This window comes from Phycicoccus endophyticus, from assembly GCF_011326735.1.
Taxonomy (GTDB): domain Bacteria; phylum Actinomycetota; class Actinomycetes; order Actinomycetales; family Dermatophilaceae; genus Phycicoccus; species Phycicoccus endophyticus.
Genome location: NZ_JAANCN010000007.1, coordinates 74,335 through 90,902, shown reverse-complemented (window position 1 = coordinate 90,902; position 16,568 = coordinate 74,335). Strand labels below are relative to the sequence as shown.

The 16,568-nt window shown below is 71.9% G+C and carries 15 protein-coding genes and 1 tRNA gene; 6 read left to right on the top strand and 10 right to left on the bottom strand.

Translation table 11 applies throughout. The annotated features are described in order from the left end of the window. Positions 1-2 precede the first annotated feature (2 nt). The 6 genes from G8D98_RS09500 to G8D98_RS09475 all read right to left on the bottom strand — a co-directional run bounded on the left by G8D98_RS09500 (position 3) and on the right by G8D98_RS09475 (position 7,750). Positions 3-956, bottom strand: coding sequence for an NAD-dependent epimerase/dehydratase family protein (locus tag G8D98_RS09500; RefSeq protein WP_166102200.1), 954 nt, complete (start codon positions 954-956; stop codon positions 3-5). Next, positions 953-1,948, bottom strand: coding sequence for a glycosyltransferase (locus G8D98_RS09495; protein ID WP_166102197.1), 996 nt, complete (start codon positions 1,946-1,948; stop codon positions 953-955). Before G8D98_RS09495 ends, G8D98_RS09500 begins: the two co-directional genes overlap by 4 nt. Positions 1,949-1,982: 34 nt before the next feature. Further along, positions 1,983-3,665, bottom strand: coding sequence for an energy-dependent translational throttle protein EttA (ettA, locus tag G8D98_RS09490; protein ID WP_166102195.1), 1,683 nt, complete (start codon positions 3,663-3,665; stop codon positions 1,983-1,985). A gap of 48 nt (positions 3,666-3,713) precedes the next feature. Further along, entirely contained in the window at positions 3,714-4,235 is a 522-nt protein-coding gene (locus G8D98_RS09485) for a single-stranded DNA-binding protein (protein ID WP_166102192.1), read from the bottom strand. A gap of 144 nt (positions 4,236-4,379) precedes the next feature. Further along, the gene (locus G8D98_RS09480) at positions 4,380-6,044 is read right to left on the bottom strand and encodes a GTPase (protein ID WP_229661754.1); all 1,665 of its coding nucleotides are present in this window, start codon (positions 6,042-6,044) and stop codon (positions 4,380-4,382) included. Next, positions 6,041-7,750 carry a GTPase domain-containing protein gene (locus G8D98_RS09475; protein ID WP_166102190.1) on the bottom strand — a complete coding sequence of 570 codons (1,710 nt, stop codon included), beginning with the start codon at positions 7,748-7,750 and terminating at the stop codon, positions 6,041-6,043. Before G8D98_RS09475 ends, G8D98_RS09480 begins: the two co-directional genes overlap by 4 nt. Before the next feature lie 23 nt (positions 7,751-7,773). Here G8D98_RS09475 and thpR point away from each other — a divergent pair, with 23 nt between their 5' ends. Continuing rightward, positions 7,774-8,388, top strand: a complete 615-nt coding sequence (thpR, locus tag G8D98_RS09470; RefSeq protein ID WP_229661755.1) for an RNA 2',3'-cyclic phosphodiesterase — start codon at positions 7,774-7,776, stop codon at positions 8,386-8,388. 75 nt (positions 8,389-8,463) lie between these two features. Continuing rightward, positions 8,464-8,537 (top strand) — tRNA-Arg (locus tag G8D98_RS09465). 69 nt (positions 8,538-8,606) lie between these two features. On the opposite strand, the gene G8D98_RS09460 is transcribed toward G8D98_RS09465, so the two are convergent. Together G8D98_RS09460 and G8D98_RS09455 are read right to left on the bottom strand one after the other, a co-directional pair. Next, positions 8,607-9,689, bottom strand: coding sequence for an alpha/beta fold hydrolase (locus tag G8D98_RS09460; protein WP_166102187.1), 1,083 nt, complete (start codon positions 9,687-9,689; stop codon positions 8,607-8,609). A gap of 17 nt (positions 9,690-9,706) precedes the next feature. Next, complete coding sequence (locus G8D98_RS09455) at positions 9,707-10,369, bottom strand: TetR/AcrR family transcriptional regulator (RefSeq protein ID WP_166102184.1); 663 nt, start codon at positions 10,367-10,369, stop codon at positions 9,707-9,709. Between the two features lie 87 nt (positions 10,370-10,456). Here G8D98_RS09455 and G8D98_RS09450 point away from each other — a divergent pair, with 87 nt between their 5' ends. The 3 genes from G8D98_RS09450 to G8D98_RS09440 all read left to right on the top strand — a co-directional run bounded on the left by G8D98_RS09450 (position 10,457) and on the right by G8D98_RS09440 (position 12,850). Further along, on the top strand, positions 10,457-11,344 hold the full coding sequence (locus tag G8D98_RS09450) for an NmrA family NAD(P)-binding protein (RefSeq protein ID WP_166102182.1): 888 nt from the start codon (positions 10,457-10,459) through the stop codon (positions 11,342-11,344). Further along, positions 11,341-12,036 carry an SDR family NAD(P)-dependent oxidoreductase gene (locus tag G8D98_RS09445; protein WP_166102180.1) on the top strand — a complete coding sequence of 232 codons (696 nt, stop codon included), beginning with the start codon at positions 11,341-11,343 and terminating at the stop codon, positions 12,034-12,036. The genes G8D98_RS09450 and G8D98_RS09445 overlap by 4 nt, the downstream gene beginning before the upstream one ends. Positions 12,037-12,127: 91 nt before the next feature. Beyond that, positions 12,128-12,850 (top strand): SDR family oxidoreductase, encoded by a 723-nt coding sequence (locus G8D98_RS09440; RefSeq protein WP_166102177.1) that lies wholly within the window; start codon positions 12,128-12,130, stop codon positions 12,848-12,850. 291 nt (positions 12,851-13,141) lie between these two features. Here G8D98_RS09440 and G8D98_RS09435 read toward each other — a convergent pair whose 3' ends face one another. Next, complete coding sequence (locus G8D98_RS09435) at positions 13,142-13,720, bottom strand: TetR/AcrR family transcriptional regulator (RefSeq protein ID WP_166102175.1); 579 nt, start codon at positions 13,718-13,720, stop codon at positions 13,142-13,144. A gap of 83 nt (positions 13,721-13,803) precedes the next feature. On the opposite strand from G8D98_RS09435, the gene G8D98_RS09430 reads away from it, so the two are divergent. Then, on the top strand, positions 13,804-14,856 hold the full coding sequence (locus G8D98_RS09430) for an NAD(P)-dependent alcohol dehydrogenase (protein ID WP_166102173.1): 1,053 nt from the start codon (positions 13,804-13,806) through the stop codon (positions 14,854-14,856). Between the two features lie 485 nt (positions 14,857-15,341). On the opposite strand, the gene G8D98_RS09425 is transcribed toward G8D98_RS09430, so the two are convergent. Beyond that, entirely contained in the window at positions 15,342-16,502 is a 1,161-nt protein-coding gene (locus G8D98_RS09425; RefSeq protein ID WP_166102169.1) for a PrsW family intramembrane metalloprotease, read from the bottom strand. Between the last annotated feature and the right edge of the window lie 66 nt (positions 16,503-16,568).

Here is a 16,568-nt window from a genome sequence, read left to right as displayed (position 1 = left end):
CCTCAGCCCCGCGGACGGCCACGGGCGAGCACCCGCTCGCGCACGTCGGCGGCGGTCGCGGCGAGGCCGGCCGCCAGCGGCGTCGCGGCGAGGGCGTCGACCTCGGCCCAGCGCACGGAGGCCAGCCGCAGGTCGAGCACCTGCCCGGGGCGGCCGGGGGCGAGGACGGTGCGCAGCGGACGGTGGAGGACACGACGCGCCTCGGCCACGAGGTGCCCCACGGTGACCGGCCGGCCCGAGGCGAGCACCTTGACCACGCCCGTCCCGGCGGGCTCGTGGCGCGCGAGCGCGGCACAGCGTACGAGCATCCGGGCGGCGTCGGCGACGAAGAGGTAGTCCCGGATGGTGTCGAGCGCGACGAACACGGGCACGGGCCGCCGCGTCGCGTCCGCGAGGCACAGCTGGGAGAGCAGGCCCTGGGGCTTGTCGAGGCGCTGGCCCGGGCCGTAGACGTTCGCGAGGCGGGCGAGCACGGCGCGGGAGCCGGTGCGTGCCACGGCGGCCGAGAGCACCGTCTCCATCGCCAGCTTGGTGTGCCCGTAGGGGACGAGCGGTGCCGGCACGGAGTCCTCGTCGAACGGTGGCCCGGCCGACCCGGCGTAGACCCCACCGGCGGAGGACGCGAGCAGGACCACGCCGTGGCCGTCGTCGTCGCGCTCGGCGCCGAGGAGCGCCGTGAACCGCTCGAAGACCCGGCGCTCGCTCTCAAGGCGTGCGCCGTCGGTGGCGACGACGCCCGCTCCCGCACACCAGGCGAGCAGCCACGGACGCCCCGCACGGTCGGCCACGAACCGCAGCAGGTCCGCCTCGAGCACCGCGAGCGTGGCGTCCTCCTCCGGCCACGGCACGCGGGAGGTCCGCACCGCATACCCGCTGCCGGCCAGGGCGGCGACGACGTGGCGCCCGAGCAGCCCCCCGGCGCCCACCACCCAGGCCAGCGGCGGGGGCTCGCTCACCGCCGGTCCCGGCCGAGGGGGCCGTCGGCGCGGTCGCGCACCGGCAGGTAGAGCGGTTTGCCCATCGCCATGTTCACGGCCATCCCGACGTACTCGGCGATGACCCCGAGGGCGAAGAGGATGGCGCCGGTGGCGACCATGAGCAGGATCATCGTCGAGGTCCAGCCGGGCACGTCCCACCGGCCGCCGGCCCGGCCCACGGCGAGGACGAGGGCGACGACCGGGGCCAGCACGAGGGCGCTCGCCCCGGTCAGGCTCACCCAGCGCAGCGGTGTGGTCCCGCTGGAGAGCACGAGCCGCCAGAAGTGCGAGACGAGTCGGTGCACGTCGTAGCCCGAGGCGCGTCCGCCCTCGCGGCGCATCGGCACCCGCGCGGTCGCCGTGCGCCGGGCCACCCAGGCGATCGCCACGTCGAGGTAGATCCCCGGGCCGGCGTACGCCGCCACCGAGCGGGCGACCTCGCCGAGGAGGAGCCGGTAGCTGTGGAAGCGGGCCGCGGGTGCGCCACGGGCGAGGGCGGCGACGAGACGCTTGGCCGACCACGACGCCGCGTTGCGCAGGGCACCGTGCGGCGGCGGGTCGGCCGGCTCGGCGTAGACGACGTCGGCCTGCTCCTCCATCGCCACGTCGAGGAAGGTCCCGAGGTGGCCGGGGTCGTGCTGGCCGTCCTCGTCCATCGTCACGACCCACTCCCCGCCCGAGGCCGAGATGCCGGCGAGCGTCGCCGCGTGCTGGCCGAAGTTGCGGCTCAGCCAGACCGGTCGCACCCACGGGTGCTCGGCGGCCAGCGCACGGATCACGGCGTCCGAGCCGTCCGGCCCGCAGTCGTCGACGAGCACGACCTCCTCGACGACGAACGGCCGGCCCTGCGGGGTCACGCCCCCGCCGGTCAGGCCCTCGAGCTCGGCGAGGAGGCCCGGCAGGGTGCGTGCGCCCTGGTAGACCGGGATGACCACCGAAAGACGGTGCGGGCTCGGGTCCGGCGGCGACACGGCCACACCCTAGCCGTGGCCGGCGCGCAGGCCCTCAGTCGCGCGTCAGCTTGCGGTAGGTGACCCGGTGCGGACGGGCGGCCTCCTCGCCGAGCCGCTCGACCTTGTTCTTCTCGTAGGCCTCGAAGTTGCCCTCGAACCAGTACCACGACGCCGGGTTCTCCTCGGTGCCCTCGTAGGCGAGGATGTGGGTCGCCACCCGGTCGAGGAACCAGCGGTCGTGGCTGATGACGACGGCGCAGCCGGGGAAGGCGAGCAGCGCGTTCTCCAGCGACCCGAGGGTCTCGACGTCGAGGTCGTTGGTCGGCTCGTCGAGCAGGAGCAGGTTGCCGCCCTCCTTGAGCGTCAGCGCGAGGTTGAGCCGGTTGCGCTCCCCGCCCGAGAGCACCCCGGTCTTCTTCTGCTGGTCGGGGCCCTTGAACCCGAACTGGCTGACGTAGGCGCGGCTCGGGATCTCGACGCTGCCGACCTGGATGTAGTCGTGCCCGCCGGAGACGGTCTCCCAGAGGTTCTTGGTCGGGTCCAGACCACCGCGGCTCTGGTCCACGTAGGAGATGCTCACCGTCTCACCGACGTCGACGGTGCCGGCGTCGGGCTCCTCGAGGCCGACGATCGTCTTGAACAGCGTCGTCTTGCCGACGCCGTTGGGTCCGATGACGCCGACGATGCCGTTGCGGGGCAGGGTGAAGGACAGGTCGTCGATGAGGACCCGCTCACCGAAGCCCTTGCGCAGGCCGCGCACCTCGATGACCTTGCTCCCGAGGCGCGGCCCCGGCGGGATCTGGATCTCCTCGAAGTCCAGCTTGCGGGTGCGCTCGGCCTCGGCCGCCATCTCCTCGTAGCGCTGGAGGCGGGCCTTGGACTTGGTCTGCTTGGCCTTGGCGTTGCTGCGCACCCACTCCAGCTCCTCGGCGAGGCGCTTGGCGAGCTTGGCGTCCTTCTTGCCCTGGACCTCGAGGCGGGCCTGCTTCTTCTCCAGGTAGGTCGAGTAGTTGCCCTCGTAGGGGTAGGCCCGCCCGCGGTCCAGCTCGAGGATCCAGCCCGCGACGTTGTCCATGAAGTACCGGTCGTGCGTGACGGCGACGACCGCCCCCGGGTAGCTCGCGAGGTGCTGCTCGAGCCACAGCACGGACTCGGCGTCGAGGTGGTTGGTCGGCTCGTCGAGCAGCAGCAGGTCCGGCTTCTGCAGGAGCAGCTTGCACAGCGCGACCCGGCGACGCTCACCGCCGGAGAGCACCGAGACGTCGGCGTCCGGCGGGGGGCAGCGCAGCGCGTCCATCGCCTGCTCGAGCTGGGAGTCCAGGTCCCACGCGTCGGCGGCGTCGATGGCCTCCTGCAGCTGGCCCATCTCGGCCATGAGCGCGTCGAAGTCGGCGTCGGGCTCGGCCATCTCGGCCGAGATCTCGTTGTACCGGTCGAGCTTGGCCTTGATCTCGCCCGCACCCTGCTCGACGTTGCCGAGCACGGTCGTGGACTCGTCGAGCTCCGGCTCCTGCATGAGGATGCCGACGCTGTAGCCCGGGGTGAGGCGCGCCTCGCCGTTGGACGGCTGGTCCAGCCCGGCCATGATCTTCAGGACGGAGGACTTGCCGGCACCGTTCGGGCCGACGACGCCGATCTTGGCACCGGGCAGGAACGAGAGCGTGACCTCGTCGAGGATGACCTTGTCGCCGTGCGCCTTGCGGGCGCGCGACATCACGTAGATGAACTCGGGCATGCCGCCAGGGTATCGACCACCCCCGGCAAGGCCCGAATCCGCGCGCGCTCAGGCCGCCTGCCCGCGCCCCGGGGGCACGAGCGGGCCGGTGTCCGGGGCCGGGGGGCCCTCGCCGCCGGGGTCGTCGACGACGTACCGGTCGGTCGCGGGGTCGCCGGCGGGCTGCGGGGGGTCGGCCGGTGCCTGCGCGGGCGGCGCGGGGGCGAGGTCGCCGTTGCGCACGTACGAGGTGCACCCCCAGCGCAGGTCGTGCCCGAGCGCGGCGGCGTCGAGCTCGACCGCCGTGCCGGGCGAGCCGTCGCCCCGTTGGAACTGGCGGACCCGCAGGCGCCCGTGCACGACCACCGGTTGCCCCTTGCGCAGCGAGCGGGCCGCGTTCTCCCCGACCGCGCGGAAGGCGGAGACGTCGTAGAAGCTCGGTGGCGAGTCGGTCCACCGCCCGGGGTCGGCCCGGTCGGGGTGCCGCTCGGACTGGGCGACCCGGAAGGTCGTGAACCGGCCGTGCCGGCCGTCCTTGACGACGGGGTCGGCGACGAGCCGCCCCTGGACGGTCACGTAGGTCTCGTACATCGCATGCCCTCCTGCCCGGCCCCGCCGCTCGGGGCCCCAGGTCCACGCTCGGCCACCGCCGCCGGGGCGACAACGGGTGGGCCGCGGTCTGTGGACAGGGCGCGGGGCAGGGGTCGGCTGTGGAGGACCGGGCCCGCGGCCGGCTCAGATCTCGGCCGCGCTCCGCAGCGCCTCACGGGTGGCCGTGTGCCGGTCGAGGACGCGCTGGACCGGCCCCACGATCTCCCGGTCGGCGACCGTCTCGATGGCGGCCCGCAGCCGGCCCTCCATGACCCGGCCACGGCGCCGGGCACCGAGGCGGGCGAGCCACGCGGCGAGCGCGGCCAGCAGCGGCCCGAGCACGAGCCCGCCGGCGAGCAGGAGGAACGGGACGGGCAGCACCCCGACCGTGGGAGCGTCGGGGACGACCGCGTCCAGCTGCAGCCAGCCGGCGACCGCGTACGCGCCGAGCCAGAGGATCCCCGCGACCACCGCCGTGGCGAGCAGCAGCTGGAGGCCGCCGACGACCCGCCACCAGCCCGGGGCCCGGGCGTGCAGCGAGGTGCCGACGACGGCCTGGTCGAGGGCGTCCCCGAGACGGGGACCGGGCGGCGTCGCGGCCTGGTCGAGCGCCTCGGCCCACGGGACCGGCAGCTCGGCCCCCGCCCGGTCCGCCAGCCGCCGGGTCGCGAGCTCGACCGCCGAGCGGGCTGCGGGCGAGGGCGGGGGCAGCGAGGAGCGCCCGAGGACCGAGCGCAGGTCGGACTCGGTGACCCGCACGTCCCGGCCGTCGAGGCGCAGCCGGCGCAGCGGCCGGGCGCGCAGCCGGTGCACCCAGCGGGTGAACGGCCAGCCGGTCCGGGTGGCGGCCTCCATCCGGTAGTCGCGGGCGACGGCGTCGACGACGGTCGGGACCCCGGCGGCGCGGGCGAGGGCGTCGACGAGCTCGGTGCGGGCGCCGGGGTCGACCGCCGGCTCGCCGGCCCCGACGTGCCGCTCGAGCGCGGCAGCGACCGTGCGGACGTCGGCGGCCAGCCGCGCCCGCGAGACCGCCCGGCTCGCGACGGCGTTGGCGAGGCGCTGACGCAGCTCGTCGGTCCCGGCACCGGTGCGGGCCGACGTCGTGAGCACCGTGGCGCCGGGCAGCCCGTCGCGCTCCATGAGGCGGGCCAGGTCGGTACGGCACCGCGCGAGGTCCTCCGGCGAGAGCCGGTCGGCCTGGTTGAGGACGACCATGGTCACCGCCTCGTGCGCCGAGAGCGCCGAGACGTGGTCGTCGTGCAGCCGGGCGTCGGCGTACTTCTGCGGGTCGGTCACCCAGACGAACAGGTCGACCAGCTCGAGGACCCGCTCGGCCTCGACCCGGTGGGCGGTCTCGCGCGAGTCGAGGTCGGGCAGGTCGAGCAGGACCAGGCCGTCGAGACTGCCCACCTGGGGCCCCCCGCCCGCCTCCCCGACGTGGTGGCGCGCACCGACCCCGAGCCAGTCGAGCAGGTCGCCGGCCGGCTCGGCGCCCCAGACCCCGGCCGTGGGGGTGGCCGTCGTGGGCCGGCGCACGCCGACCCGGGCGACCTCCTCGCCGACGAGCACGTTGAACAACGAGGACTTGCCACTGCCGGTGGCGCCGGCGAGGGCGACGACCGTGTGGCCGCCGACGAGGGCGGTCCGCTGGGCCACCTTGGCGACGACCTGCCCGGCCCGGGCGCTCTCCTCGGCGGGCAGCTCACCGGCCCCCGCGTCGACCGCCGCGGAGAGGGCGTCGGCGGCGGCCGAGAGCCGCTCCGGCGAGACGCCGGGCCCGGTCGCGCTCCCCATGACGAGCGGGCTCATACCGAGACCGTCCTCAGCGTCGTCGCGGTCGCCGCCAGCCGCTCGGCCTGGTCCGCCGGGGCGGCGTGCGCGGCGAGCGCCTCGAGGAAGCGGGCGCGCTCGGCCGCGTAGAGCTCCTCGGCATGGGCGAGCAGCAGCGTGCGGGCCTTGGCCGCCATGTCCCGAACGGCCTGGTCACCGAAGATCGCCTCGAGGACGCGCTGGGCGAGCAGCGAGGTACCACCCGCGATGCCGATCTCGGCACCGACGAGGCCACCGGTCTGCGCGAACGCCACGAGCATGAGCAGCAGCCCGATCGCGTTGACGCCGTAGGCGGCCACCCGGGCGTTGGTCCGCCGGCTCTGGCCCTCGCTGCGCACCAGCTCGAGCACCTCGCCCTGCCAGTCGCGCACGAGCCGCTCGACCGCGGCGCCGGTCTCGGGCGCGCGGACACCGCGTGCCGGCACCTCGGCGAGCACGGCCGCGCCGCCGGGCAGCCGGCGCCAGGTGCGGGTGGCGTCGGCGTCCGCGGACTCGAGGTTGGCCACGAGCAGCGCGGCCACGCCCGTGTGCAGCGCCTCCCCGAGGGAGTCCGCCGGCGGCGGGGTCCCCCGGACGGCTGCGGCGATCCGGTCGCGCCACCGGCCGATCGTCGACTCCACCTGACGGAAGAACTCGCCGGTGCCGACGAACTCCTGCCACCGGGCCAGGACCTCCCCCCGCAGCAGGGTCCCGTCGGTCATCCCGTCGCCCACCCGGCGCAGGGCGGAGCCGAAGGCGTCCGTCACGGCGTCCTCGAGGGCCTGGCGCGACTCCTCCTGCTCACGGCTGGCGGCCACGAGCTCCTCGGTCCGCCCGGTGAGCGAGGCGACCGCGCCCCGGAGGGTCTGGGAGACGACGATGTCACGGGCCCGGGCGTCGCCGGCGAGCGCCTCGAGCCAGGCGCGCAGCCGGGCGAACGCAGGGGCGGGCAGCCGGCCGTCCTCCTCGAGCGGGGTCTCCGGGACGGTGAAGACCGGTGCGGTCGGCAGGCCCTGGTCGCGCAGCATCGCGGCCAGGTGCGGGCGGATCTCCTCGACCGCGTCCGGCGCCACCCGGTCCAGGACGATGGCGACGGCCGTGCCCCGCTCGGCCGCCGTGCGCAGCAGCCCCCAGGGCACGGCGTCGGCGTAGCGGGCGGCCGTCGTGACGAACAGCCACAGGTCGGCGGCCGCGAGGAGCTGGGTGGCGAGCTCGCGGTTGGCCGAGACGACCGAGTCGATGTCGGGCGCGTCGAGCAGCGCCAGCCCGGCGGGCAGCGCGGTGGAGGCCACGAGCCGGACGGTACCCGGCGCCTCCTCGCCGGTGTCCACCCCGGTGACCCGGGCCAGGCCGGGCAGGATGCGCTCGCCCTCGAACCAGTGCCGGTCCTGCGGGTGGTGGACGAGCACCGGGGAGGTCGTCGTCGGGCGCAGGACACCGGGCCGGCTGACCTGCTCCCCGACGACGGAGTTGACCAGCGTGGACTTGCCGGCGCCGGTCGAGCCGCCGACGACGCCGAGCAGCGGGGCGTCGAGCGAGCGCAGCCGTGGGAGGACGTAGTCGTCGAGCTGGGCGAGCAGCCCGCGGCGGGCGGCCTCGGCCGCGGCCCGGCCCGGGACCTCGAGCGGCAGGGAGGTGTGCTCGACCTCCTCCCGCAGCACCTCGACGGCGGAGACCGCGGCCTCCACGTCCCGGTCCGCGCCCACGGCCGAATGGTAACGAGAACCGGGTGTCCCGGTCCGCATTGCCCGGCGTGGCCGCCGATGATGTCGGGATGCGGGTCTTCGTCGCCGTCGTGCCGCCCGAGCCGGTGCTCGAGCACCTCGAGCACCGGCTCGAGCCTCGCCGGGCGACGCCCGGGCCGCGCTGGACGCCCCCCGGGCAGTGGCACCTCACCCTCGCCTTCGCCGGCGACGCGCCGGCCCGCACCCTCGAGCCACTCCTGGAGCGGCTCCGGGAGGTGGCCGCGCGGCACCCCGCACCGCACCTGCGGGTCCGGGGCGCCGGCTGCTTCCCGGACGTCACCCGTGCCCGGGTCCTGTGGGCAGGGCTCGCCGCCGACGAGGGCCTGGCCCGGCTCGCGGCCGCGGCCCGCTCCGCGCTGGCCGTCGCGGGCGCGGCGCCCCAGGGCGGTCCTTTCGTCCCCCACCTGACCCTGGCCCGCTTCCCCCGCCCGCTCGAGGCGACCCGGTGGGTGCGGGTCCTGCACGGCTACGAGGGGCCGCCCTGGGTGGCCGACGAGCTCGTCCTCGTCGAGTCGCACCTGCCACGCTCGGCGGGGCACCGGCCGCGGCACGAGACCCTCGCCGGCTTCCCGTTCGCGCACGCGCCGACCACCGGGTGAGCCCGCCCGCGCTCAAGGGCGAGCGCCGTCCACGGTGCTCCTAGACTGGCCGCGGCGTCCCGCGCGGGGCGCCGGGCCCCCGTAGCTCAGCCGGATAGAGCAAGAGCCTTCTAATCTCGAGGTCGCAGGTTCGAGTCCTGCCGGGGGCACGAAAAGTTCGAGCCTTGTGCGGTGCCTCCGCCCGATAGGAGAGTTCTCGAACTTTCCCGATCGGCGGGTCAGAGGCTCTGGTCGAGGAGGAAGTCTTCCAGTAGTCGGGTGAAGAGACCGGGGTCGGCGAGGTGGATGACGTGGGTGGTGTTGATCTTGCGGTATTCGCCGCGTTGGAGGAGAGAAGTGGCCTTATCGGCGTCTGCCTGGCTCATGGCGCCGTCGAGGGTCCCGTCGGGCAGAATCGTGAATTCGGCGTGAAGCAGGATTGCCGGGCACGTGATTCGGGTGAGGGCGGTGGCGTGGTCGAAGTCTTGGTTCCAGGTGCCGTCGTGGAAGGCGGCACCGAATCGTGGGTCGAACCGGTCCATGCCGCGCAGGAACAGTCGGACGGTGTCGTCGGGCGGCAGTCCGAGCTCAACAGGTTGACCGGGGTGTGCGTGCCGGTATGCCTTGATCGCCCAGGCGAGTGCGGTGGCGGAACCGGGGGCGATGTTGGTGGTGAAGAAGTTCGTGTTGCTGCGGATCCAATACAGCAGGAAGTCGTCTTCGCGTGTGATTCCGTCGCGGACGGCGTCGGCGCAGGTGGCGAAGGACCGGTTGGCGATGGTGGTCGTGATGCGCGGATACTCGGCTGAGAACAGTGGTGGATCTTCGAGCGCGATGGCGCGGACGAGGTCGGGTCGGTGCGCAGCGAGCCAGGCGGTAAGCAGACCGCCGGATGAGTTGCCGGTCGCGAAGACGGGTTCCCGGATCTCCTGCTGAATGAAGGTCGCGAGATCGGCCCCGATCCGGTTCGCGGTCATCGGATAGTCGGACGGGACGACGGTGGCGCCGTGGCCGGGGTAGTCGATGTCGAAGACGTGGAAGTGCTCGGACAGGGCGGGTAGGACGCGGCTGTAGCTGAACCAGTCCATGTGCTGGGCGTGCAGCAGGACCAGAGGCGGTCCGTTGTCCGGGCCTTCCGCATAGCTCAACTCGATCTCGCCCACGCGCGCGGCCTTCAGAACGAAGCCGGCATCGGCGACCCGCGCTTTCCACGGGTCGAGATACCCGACGATGCGGCGCCGGACGACCTCGGCGCCAGCGGCTGTGATCATCGTGGCGGCCGCGAGGGCGGCCAGCGTGATCGTGGCAGCCCTACTGCCCATCCGACTCCTGGATGCCCTCACCTCGACCCCTTGTCATGGCCTGACTGCTTCGCCTCTATTATCGCGCTCCGCGACGCGCGCCCCTCTCGTGGGCTCTGGGGCAGGAGGGCCGTGACGGCGTGCTCGATCGTCGCGTGGGGGGTGAGTGGGGTCGCCGTTTCGTCGGGCATCTCCTGTTGCAGTGGGACGAGACCGTAGAGGACGTCTGTCAGTAGGGGTCCGACGGCGGCGCCGAGGATGAGCGTCGCGTTTTCTCGTGCCAAGTCCGGGGTGGCTGCCCAGCATTTTTCGATGTGCCTTGCGAGCCCTGTGGTGGCGGTGCCGAGGAAGGTGTCGTGGATCTGGGCGGCGGCCTCGGGCAGGCGAGCGGCTTCGGTCACGCCCATACGGCAGAAGCCAGCGATCGGGGCGTAGGTCAGCAGTTGCCCGAATCTGACGCAGTACCGCACGATTGCCTCGATCGGTTCGTCGCTGTAGTGCGAGGGCACCGCGAGTCGTCCTTCGAAGAGCTCGTGGCTGCGGTCCACGCAGGCGGTGAAGAGCGCTTCCTTGCTGGGGAAGTGGGCATAGAGGGAGCGCTTCGAGGTCGAGGCGGCGGCGGCGACGGCGTCCATGGAGGCGCGGTCGTAGCCCGACTCCAGGAAGACGGTCTTGGCCGTGTCGATGATGTGGGCGTGCAACACGTCCCCTCGACGAGCCATAGTTGTCCTCCCTAAAAGTATACGGTACGGTAGAGTATACTTGAGTTAGATGTTCTGGAGGATTTCATGATCGTTGTTACCGCGCCCACGAGTCAGATCGGGGGCGAAGTGTTGCGGCGCCTGTTGCAGGGTGCCGAGCAGGTTCGTGTGGTCGTGCGCGACCCGGCGAGGCTTCCGGAGGAGGTCCGCTCCCGCGTCGAGGTGGTGCAGGGCAGTCACGCCGATCCGGCGGTGGTCGAGCGTGCATTCGATGGTGCGGACGCGCTGTTCTGGCTTGTCCCTGCCGCGCCCGCTGCACCCACGATCTTCGACGCCTACATGGGATTCGCGCTGCCGGCGGCGGATGCGATTCGCCGTCACCAGGTGTCGCGGGTTGTCTCGGTCTCGGCGCTGGGAGCCGGAGTTCAGACGTTCGCCGGTCATGTGTCGGCCACCCTGGCGATGGACGCACTGATCCGAAGCACGGGCGCGAACACCCGCGAGCTGGCGAACCCGTCGTTCATGGACAACATGCTGCGGGACGCGGCCTCGATCCGCGACCGGGGTGTCTTCACCGGCACCCTGCCCGCCGACCTGGCGCTGCCGACGGTCGCCACCAGAGACATCGGCGCCGCTGCCGCCACGTTCCTGGTCGACCAGACCTGGACGGGGCAGGAGATCGTGCCTCTCCTCGGCGCGGAGGATCTCTCGCCGAACGATCAGGCGAAGATCCTGACCGAGGTACTCGGCGCGCCGATCCGGTACGAGCAGGGTGACCGTGAGGCCTCGAAGCGGCGGCTGATGGGCTTCGGCATGTCCGAGGCCGTCGCCGGCGCCTTGATGGCGATGGACGAGGCGAAGGAGCATGGCCTCGACACTGCCGTGCCTCGGACAGCGGCCAACACGACGCCGACGACGTTCCGGCAGTGGGCCACCGAGGTGCTCAAGCCCGCCGTCGAAGGCGCCGGGAGATGACCGACGCTACAGGAACCGCGCTGATCGTCGGCGCGAGTCGTACGCTCGGACTCGCCCTGGCCGAGGAGCTCGCTGCCCGCGACTGGACCGTGGTCGCCACCACCCGCGGTGATCGTCGGACCGGTCTGCACGATCTGGCCGAGCGCGCGTCCGGCAAGGTCGGGATCGAGACGCTCGACATGACCGACGCCGACCAGATCGCCGACCTGGGTGGCCGCCTGACCGGGCGTCGTATCGATCTGCTGTTCATCAACGGCGCGATCGCGGGAGCCAACGTTCCCGCCTCCGAAGTGCCTGCCGAGGAGTTTGCGACCGTGATGATCACCAATGCCCTCAGCCCCATGCGGGTGATTGCCGCACTGGAGCATCTCGTACCGCCCACCGGCGCCATCGGCGTGATGTCCTCGCGCCAGGGGAGCATCAGCCTGAACACCAACGGCGGGAACGACGTCTACCGTGCCAGCAAATCCGCGCTGAACCAGCTCATGCGCAGCCACGCCGCACGACACCCCGACGACCCGCGAACCTTGTTGCTGATCCATCCCGGCCACGTGCAGACCGACCTCGGCGGGGCAGGCGCACCACTCACCATCGCCGACAGCATCCCCAAAGTCGCCGACGTCATCCTGACCCACCGACACGACGGCGGCCTGCACTTCCTCTCCTACACCGACGAAACCGTCCCGTGGTAGCCCGCGGCGGTCGTGGAAGGCGGCCGATTCAGACGCTGAGCGTCAGGTACCGAGAAGTGGCAGCAACAGGACAAGAGACAAGGAGCAGAGTATGGATCTGAGCAACGATGTCATCCTGATAACCGGCGGCACCTCCGGCATCGGACTTGAGATGGCGGAGCAGCTGGCGGCACGGGGGAATACCGTGATCGTCACCGGGCGTGACGAAGACCGGTTGAGCCAGTTCCGTGAGTCTCATCCGGGGCTGTTCGCTTATGCGGTGGAGGTGACCGACCTCGCCTCGGTTGAGACGCTGTATCGCCAGATCGTGTCCGACTTCCCGAATCTGAATGTTGTGATCAACAACGCGGGCCTGATGCAGAACATCGAGTTTCAAAGCTTTGCCCCGGCAAGGGTGACCGATGAGGTCGCCGTCAACCTGGCGGGGCCGATCCTGGTGACCCAGGTGTTCCTGCCCCATCTGCTGAAGCAGTCCGAGGCGGCGGTTCTCAACGTCACTTCCGGCATCGCCTACTTCGCCTTCGACAAGGCCCCGGTCTACAGCGCCTCGAAGCTTGGCCTGCACTCCTACACGCAAACCTTGCGCAAACAGCTGGCGGGCACCTCCGTGAAGGTGTTCGAGCTCGCGCCCCCGCGCACCACGAAGCCCATGTTCAACGGGTCCGATGAAGACAACCGTGAGGTCGACCGCATTCCGAAAATGCCCATCGAACGGGTCGTGGCAGCGATGATCGGCGGCATGAAGAGGAACCGCTGCGAGATCCTGCCGGGAATGAGCAAGCTGCTACGCCTTATAGGCAAAATCCGCCTCTGACACCCCCGAGATTTGGTGGAGCAGGAGGTCGGCAGGCGTGCCGCGTACACGACGCGAGGCCCGCGCTGACGGTCGTCTTCAACTCGTCGAAGGGCGGCTCGGCCTCCCAACACTCGGCATCGGCCACAGCCAGATCTCGCCCCGTCTGGGTCCGCGACGGTCATGGGGCGGCCAGCCAGCGGCGCGGTCATGGCCGATGTTGAGGGGTCATCGGCGAGTGCACCGGGAGTGGCTCCGCGGCAAGCATGACCGGGCAAGGCGGATGCTCGCGCGGGCACGCGCCGAGACGGCTCAGCGGGTGGTGCGGAGTCCGGTGAGGTGGATGTGGAGGAAGCGTCGCCAGGCGGTGTTGTCTCCGTCCGGTGAGGCGGCGACCACGGCGCGCAGGGCAACGATGAGCGCTTTGATGTCGCGGGCCAGCACATGGGGCGCGAGGGCCCCGGCGTCGACCGCGGCCTGAGTGAGCTGCTGAACCCTGTCGGCTGTTCGGGCGCTGACCTCGTCGCTGGCAACCCGGTCGATCAATGCGGCGGCGTAGCGACGCTTCTCCGCGTTGAAGGCGCCGACGAAGTCGAGGAAGCGCTCCAGGCCGTGGGCGGGGTCAGGGTCGGCGGCGGCGGTCTCGGCAGCCCGGTCCATCTCGTCGACGAAGGTCTGCGCGATCGCGTCGAGGAGGGCGTCCTTGCCTGCGAAGCGCCGATAGATCGTCCCGACTCCGAGCCCGGCCCTGGTCGCGATGGCCTCCATGCTGGCCTGCGGTCCCTGTTCGGCGAAGACCGCGCGAGCCGCCTCGATCACGATGGCGTCGTTGCGCAGGGCGTCCCGGCGCGGCGCACGGAGCGTACGTGGGGCATCGGAGAGGGAGGGCACGGGTCCATTCTATCAAAACGGAATGCAGATTCATGATCGTGCTAAGATGAATCAAGATTCCGTTATAGAGGAGGACACCGTCCATGAGAACCACCACCGGCTGGCAGAGCCTCGACCCCGACACCAACGCGCTCACCCGCGTCACCATCGAGCGCCGGGACCTGCGTCCCGACGACATCGCGGTGCGCATCGACTACTGCGGGGTCTGCCACAGCGACCTGCACCGCATCCACGGGATGCTCGGCGAGAAGGACCTCGTCCCCGGGCATGAGGCCACCGGGGTCGTGACCGAGGTCGGCCCAGCGGTCACCGGGTTCGCCGTCGGGGAGCTGGTGGCGATCGGCACGATCATCGACTCCTGTGGAGAGTGCGCCATGTGCCTGGCGGGGCAGGAGAACTACTGCTACAACCGTCCGACGACCACCTACGGCGGCACCGACAAGATCGACGGCACCCCCACCAAGGGCGCCTACAGTCGCGAGTACGTCCTGCGGGAGAAGTTCGCGTTCCACCTGCCCGACGGTCTCGACCCTGCTGGCGCGTCTCCGCTGATGTGTGCCGGTGTCAGCGTGTGGGAGCCCATGCATGCCGCCGGCGTGGGCCGCGGAACCAGGGTCGCGATCGCCGGACTCGGGGGACTCGGGCACCTCGCGGTCAAGATCGCCGCCGCCCTCGGCGCCGAGGTCACCGTCCTGAGCCGCAGCACGGCCAAGGAACAGGATTCTCTGGGGCTTGGGGCGCAGAGCCTGCTCGTCACTACCGACGAAAATCAGGTGGCCGCCGCGCGGGGACGGTTCGACTTCATCCTCGACACCATCTCCGGCGACCACGACCTCCTGCCCATGATCAGCATGCTCGACCTGGACGGCACTCTCTGCGTTCTGGGCAATCCTCTTCTCGACGGGCCCAAGCTGTGGGCGCTCAGCGCCGGCCGCAAGAAACTCACCTCCTCCGGCACCGGCGGGCTCACACAGACCGAAGCCATGCTGCGGTTCTGCGCCGCACACGGCATCACCGCCGACATCGAACTCCTTCCGTCCAGCCAGGTCGAGACCGCCCTGGACCGCCTCGCCGCCGGCGACGTCCACTACCGCTTCGTCCTCGACATGTCCGACCTCGACCAACCCGCCGCCTGACCTTGCAGTTTCAGGTCGCAAGTCGCAGACGATGGCCGCGAGGGCGGATCTCGACGCCTTCCGCGGCCACCGCCCTTCTTACTGCCTGCTGGCTAACGCCGAACCGCAGCCCAACCTCCACGAGAGTCAGCCCGCTCTCGTACAGACGCACGGCCGCACGCGTGTCCTCCGCCGCGAGTCCTCTCTGACGTAACGGCACCGAGCGACGGACCAAGTGCGCAGCCGCCGTCCTGGTGAAAATGCCGAGTTTCCGGCTGACCTCAGCGATGCTCAGCCCCTCGCCGTAGAGAGCTACCAGTTCGTCCACCTGGGCGGCGCTTAGAAAGGCTTGAGTCTTCCCAACTGCACGTACCACCCGACCCCGAATATCCGTGATCGAGTTCTCAGAGGGGCGTTCACTACGCTTGTAGACGCCACGAGAAAGCCGCGAAGCCGCGGTTTTCAGCGCCGGGGAAGGGTCCTCAAACTCTCTACGAAGGTGCGCGTCACCGCACCGGCATGCCGACGAACTCGCCGCGCCGGGCGGCGAGGTCGGCGAGCAGCTCCCGCTCGTGGGCGAGGGCTCGGGCGTCCGCCGCGTCGTGGTACATCCGGCGGCGCAGGAGCGCCAGCTCGCTCGCAGTGTCCTGGAAGTCGCGCATCGCGGCGAGCCCGCGGGGCCCGGCGTTGGCGCGGGCCCACATCCGGGCCTCCCGGCGGTGACCCATCGAGGAGAGCATCGTGACCTCGGAGCGCGAGAGCCAGCCGGCGTCGGCGTACGGGCGCAGGAAGCGGCCGATGAGGCGCCCCTCGCGACGGCGGGCCCACACGACGAACACGACGTAGCCGAGGAAGACGGGCACCTCGACGAGCACGTAGACCGCGACGAGGCCGGAGCCGCCGGAGACCGCGGCGAGGTTCCACAGCCCGTGGAGGACGACCGCGAGGAGGTACCCCGCGACCGGGGCGAGCAGCCGGGGCGCCCAGGACCTGCTCGTCGCGGCGACCCCGACCCCGACGCCGGTGAGGACGGTGAACATCGGGTGCGCGAACGGCGAGAGCAGGCAGCGCGCGACGAAGGTCGCGGTCAGCGCCTGTCCACCGCCCTCGGTGTAGGCCTGGGCGAGGTACTGGATGTTCTCGGTGAAGGCGAAGCCGGCCGCGGTGATGCCGGCGTAGACCATCCCGTCGGTCACGCCGTCGAACTCGCGCCGCAGGAACCACCAGACGAACAGGACGAAGGCGCCTTTGAGGGCCTCCTCGACGACCGGCGCGACGAGGACCGCGGTCGTCGCGAGCGCGGCGTCGGGGTCGGTGGCGGACTCCAGGACGACGACCGCGCTCGTGTTGAAGACGGCCGCGAGGAGGGCCGCGACGAGCGCGCCCCAGAGGAAGGCCGCGACGAGGTAGCGGGTCGGCTCGGACTCGAAGCGGTCCAGCCACAAGAAGGTGGGGATGACGATCCCGAGCGGGATGACCGCCACGGCGAGCGAGAGCAGGGCGGTCTGCACGCCGAAGGTGGCCCCGAGGTAGGAGGAGAGCACGAGCGCGGCGACGAGGAAGCCGACCCCGCCGACGCCCGCGACCACCCAGGAGCGGATCGCCCGGCGGCTCGTGGGCCGCGTGCGCACCGCAGGGCGCGGCGGCGCTCCGAGGTCCCCACTCATGGCCCGCACCCTAGCCGCAGTCCCGCCGACCCCGCCCGCCCGTCGCGCCAGCGCCTACCATGGCCG

What these genes read in the sequence shown, in the direction of transcription:
- G8D98_RS09425 (WP_166102169.1), bottom strand. Translation starts at nt 16,502, where the DNA reads ATGAGTGGGGACCTCGGAGCGCCGCCGCGCCCTGCGGTGCGCACGCGG.
- G8D98_RS09450 (WP_166102182.1), top strand. Translation starts at nt 10,457, where the DNA reads ATGATCGTTGTTACCGCGCCCACGAGTCAGATCGGGGGCGAAGTGTTG.
- G8D98_RS09480 (WP_229661754.1), bottom strand. Translation starts at nt 6,044, where the DNA reads ATGAGCCCGCTCGTCATGGGGAGCGCGACCGGGCCCGGCGTCTCGCCG.
- G8D98_RS09445 (WP_166102180.1), top strand. Translation starts at nt 11,341, where the DNA reads ATGACCGACGCTACAGGAACCGCGCTGATCGTCGGCGCGAGTCGTACG.
- G8D98_RS09440 (WP_166102177.1), top strand. Translation starts at nt 12,128, where the DNA reads ATGGATCTGAGCAACGATGTCATCCTGATAACCGGCGGCACCTCCGGC.
- G8D98_RS09430 (WP_166102173.1), top strand. Translation starts at nt 13,804, where the DNA reads ATGAGAACCACCACCGGCTGGCAGAGCCTCGACCCCGACACCAACGCG.
- G8D98_RS09485 (WP_166102192.1), bottom strand. Translation starts at nt 4,235, where the DNA reads ATGTACGAGACCTACGTGACCGTCCAGGGGCGGCTCGTCGCCGACCCC.
- G8D98_RS09460 (WP_166102187.1), bottom strand. Translation starts at nt 9,689, where the DNA reads ATGGGCAGTAGGGCTGCCACGATCACGCTGGCCGCCCTCGCGGCCGCC.
- ettA (WP_166102195.1), bottom strand. Translation starts at nt 3,665, where the DNA reads ATGCCCGAGTTCATCTACGTGATGTCGCGCGCCCGCAAGGCGCACGGC.